We start from the raw sequence: 4095 nt of genomic DNA, 5'->3' as shown, positions 1-4095 counted from the left end.
TGATTTCTCAGTCCAACTAATGGGGAGCAGTTCATTAGGTGCCGAGGCTTTTCTGCTGGAAAAGGCGAGCCTGGTTTGGGGTGACCAAACGGCTAGCAATGTGACCCGTGACATGCGACGTTTGGGCATAAGTGCAGGTTAAGTTTTGCCGTTATTCTGTTTCCAATTTCCTGGCTGAAGTGTATCGAATTTTTATATTGTGACCATTTTTTAACACCGGTACGGTTTTCGTGTGAGCACGGCAGTGGCCGCAAAGGAGAAGGCGAGAAGCCCTTTACCTTCAGCTCTGGGCATCGCGCCACATATCTATCTACACTTCGTTTTTCTAAAGGATCATCATGGATAACCTGTGCAATATCTGCGAACTGATTTCCTCCTTGCCAGCACCGGCTCCGCTGCCGGCTCCTGAGTTCAACGTGAACTTCCCGGAGGGCCCGCTGGTTCAGGTCGACTCTCTGTTCCCGAATTTCCACTCTCTGACTGAGGGCGGCAACCTGGGTCTGCAGAATGTCGGCGGCGATCAGGACAACGCTCTGCAGAATGTCGGCGGTAACCAGGGTCTCCAGAACGCTGGCGGCGACCAGCTGAACGGTGGCGACCAGATTGGTGGCGACAAGCTGGACAAGGGCGACAAGGTCGGCGGCGACCAGGTTAACGACAAGGGCCAGATTGGTGAGCGTCAGTCCGGTTTCCAGACCGGCGGCCAGGACCAGAGCCTGCAGAACGTCGGTGGCGACCAGGGCCTCCAGAACGGTGGTCAGGAGCAGGGTCTGCAGACTGGCGGTAAGAACCAGAACGGTCTCCAGACTGGTGGTCAGGAGCAGGGCCTCCAGACCGGTGGTAAGAACCAGGGCGGCCTCCAGACTGGTGGCCAGGAGCAGGGTGCCCAGACCGGCGGCAACAACCAGGGTGGTCTGCTGGCCGAGGACGGTGCGGGTGACAACCTGCCAGTTGACCTGGACCTGACTGGCGCAAAGGCTATCTAAAACCGTCTAAGTCGATGTAGTCACTGCACTACAACTACACTGCGCAGCTATTAGCTCTCGCAGCTATTAATACGTAACAGCGCACGAGCGCCTTCTCACTCCTTGTGGAGTGGGGAGGCGCTTTTTTGTGTTTATGTTCGGCGACCGAGGGCCAATGCGAGTTACTGACTGCGTTTATGTCAAAAATGGCCCGAAAAATGGCCTGAAAGTGTCATAAACTCGCACAGTTTCACATTTGCAGTCCCCTATTCAGTCGCGTTTTACATAACGTGATCTGTTGGAGTGCCGTGAATCAGACCCACTTTGGTCTATTGACCGCGGATGGAGAGGTTGGGGCGGAGAGGCGATTATTTATGCAGCCGCAATTAGCACATAATTATGTGACTTATTAAATGGCGACCGGAGGGCTTATTGTGAATAGTCTTGAGACGTCATTTTTGCTCTTAGAGATTTATTGGGTCGCATTTTCATTAGGTGGGGGTGAGGTGTTGGCTGTGCCGTAACTCACAATTATGAAAATCGTGACATGAGAGACATTCTAACCCGAATTAATGCGTGGGGAATTATTGAAAAATCTTCATATGTGCAGGTTAATGGTGATTTTATGGGTTGAATGGCTAGGTGTCATGGAGGAAAGTGGAACTTCGGCATGCGTGTAGTATCCAAACGTCTACCCCTGAAAAAATGTGCAAACAACAATTATTGGCATTGAAATAAAAGACAATAGGGGTGCCAATTAAATGACTCAACAAACATAAAATGTATTTGTTATATTCGGGGACGGCCAACGCTATAAATGAGAATTAGAAGGCGATGTCAACTGGGCTACCTGTGATGGGGGCTGGAGACGCTTATGCGTGGTCATTGATTGTTAATTGAAGGCTGGAAAGGTAGCGAAAGGTGTATAACGCACTGAAATCGAAGGAAGGGGGAGGGCTCATGTTCGGTCGTTTTACAAACGAGAAGCGCTGGTTGGCGCTTTTTAGCTTCGTGGCTGTGCTCGCTCTTTTCTTCGCTAAATCTCCAATAATTGCGCATGCGCAGGAGGCAGAAGACACTGGCGAAACCCTGACGATCCAGAAGATTTTGAGTGTTCCTGGAACAGTTAAGGGTGTTGAAGCCAATGGAAATGTCCGTGATTTTGGGCCACTTATTGCGGCCTTTGACGAGGCTGCAACTCCATATGGTAGCCACAAAATGGGTTACTGCATTGAGGCCAGCGTCGGCGGTGATCTTTATGACACCGGTCGTGTGCAGAACTTCAGTCAGTTCTCGCGCAGTACAGATACCAATAACAAGCTGCGGAACGACTTTGACCGATACCGGAAGCTCAACTGGATTGCGCACCACGGTTCGCCAGCTGTTGGTTTGGATGAACTGGGGAAGGCAGCTGGAGTTAAAGGACGTCTGAATGTGCTGGATGCCAATAACGCAACTCAGTTCGCTCTGTGGCACTTCTCCGATGACATTGACTTCTCCAAGGGCATTCACAACCCATCGACGAAGGCTGTCTACGACTACCTCACTGGTCCGGCTAACATCGGTCAGGGCACCGTCGACGGTACGAACCGCACTGGCTACATTTTCAACAATGGTAAGAAACAAGACATCATTGTGATTGACAATGTCACGCCGTCTTCAGGTGAAGTTCCGGCAGAGCCGACGAAGCCGTCTGAACCGGAGAAGCCGTCCGAGCCAGAAAAGCCAACAGAACCGGAGAAGCCAACTACTCCGACCACTCCTGCGGAGACCACGACCCCGTCCGAGTCGACCAAGCCGTCCGAGCCGGAGAAGCCGACCACGCTTAAGCCGTCGATCTCTACTCAGGCTCGTCTGAACGGCAACAAGATTGTTGCGGGCGCTGTGGTTAAGGACATTGTGAGGTTTACTGACCTGGTTCCGGGTAAGAACTACCGTCTGGATGCCACCCTGGTGGACAAGACCAGTGCTGATCGCATTTTGGGTACCGGCAGCGTCGAATTCACTCCAGAGACTTCTTCGGGTGAGCAGGCTGTCATGATTACCGTCTCCGATGATGTGGATGAGCCGGTTTCCGCTGCTGTTGCATTTGAAAAGCTGACCTCGACAGAGGTCACCGCCGATGGCCAGGACAACGCCGATGGTCAGCCGGTAGAAATCGCCTCCCACGAGGACATTAACGACGCAGCTCAGACCGTTCACGGCGAAAAGCCAGAGCAGCCGTCGACCTCCGAAGAGACTCCGACGAGCGAGGAGACAACCGAGGAGACAACGGAGCCGTCGTCCAGCGAGACCGCTACCTCTGAGACCAGCGAATCTGAGGCTCCGACGACGTCGGAAAGCGAAGAGCAGCCGAGCTCTTCGACGACTACTCCTAACGCCTCCGAGTCCACGAAGCCGGCTGCCCCGACGGAGCCGACCGAGCCGACTGACAGCACTGAGTCGCAGACCACGGAGCCGACCGAGCCGACTGAGACCACCGAACCGTCTAAGCCGAGCGAGCCCGCTGATACGCCGCTGGAGCCGGAGCTGCGCACGGTAGCCGAGCTTCAGGGCAACCGCATTGAGGCCAATGCCAAGGTCATCGACACCGTACATTTCGAGGGTCTGGTGCCTGGTAAGAATTACACCCTGTCCGGTGAACTGGTTAACAAGGCTGATGGCTCTGTGATTGGTCATGGCGAGGCGACGTTCAAGCCGACTTCCGCAAGCGGTACGGTGACTGTCACTCTCGAGGTGTCTGACTCTGTTAAGACTCCTGTTGCTGAGGCTGTCGTATTCGAGCACCTGACCTCTGATGAGGTTGACTCGACTGGTAAAGAAAGCGCTGGTCAGGTCAATGAGATCGCTGACCACGCAGATATCAACGACGCAAACCAGACCGTGACTGGCGAGGTTCCGGAGAAGCCGGAAGACACCCCGACTGAGGAAAGCGAAACTCCGTCCGAGGAGACGACCGCACCGGAGACCAGCTCGACTGAGCCGACCACGTCCACCGTTCCGGTAACTCCGAGCGAGGATGAGCCGTCCGAGCAGCCGGAGACGACACAGCCGGAAGAGCCGTCTGAGACGACAACTCCGTCTAAGTCTGAGTCCGAAAAGCCGAGCAAGCCGACTAAGCCTGCCCAGC

Annotated in this window: 2 protein-coding genes; both read left to right on the top strand. The window is 54.2% G+C overall.

The features are described 5' to 3' along the window. Window positions 1-338: 338 nt before the first annotated feature. Window positions 339-986 (top strand): hypothetical protein, encoded by a 648-nt coding sequence (locus HMPREF2651_RS05775; protein WP_038627374.1) that lies wholly within the window; start codon window positions 339-341, stop codon window positions 984-986. A gap of 939 nt (window positions 987-1925) precedes the next feature. Next, window positions 1926-4095, top strand: a 2170-nt coding sequence (locus HMPREF2651_RS11190) for a VaFE repeat-containing surface-anchored protein (RefSeq protein ID WP_168162259.1), incomplete at its 3' end; no start/stop codon positions are given.

The organism is Corynebacterium sp. HMSC063A05, from assembly GCF_001809695.1.
In the GTDB taxonomy this organism is placed as follows: Bacteria; Actinomycetota; Actinomycetes; order Mycobacteriales; family Mycobacteriaceae; genus Corynebacterium; species Corynebacterium amycolatum.
Note: the sequence above shows the minus strand (reverse complement) of the source record. Positions and strands in the feature narration are given on the sequence as shown.

Coding starts and splice junctions, on each gene's coding strand:
- HMPREF2651_RS05775 (WP_038627374.1), top strand. CDS start 339: ATGGATAACCTGTGCAATATCTGCGAACTGATTTCCTCCTTGCCAGCA.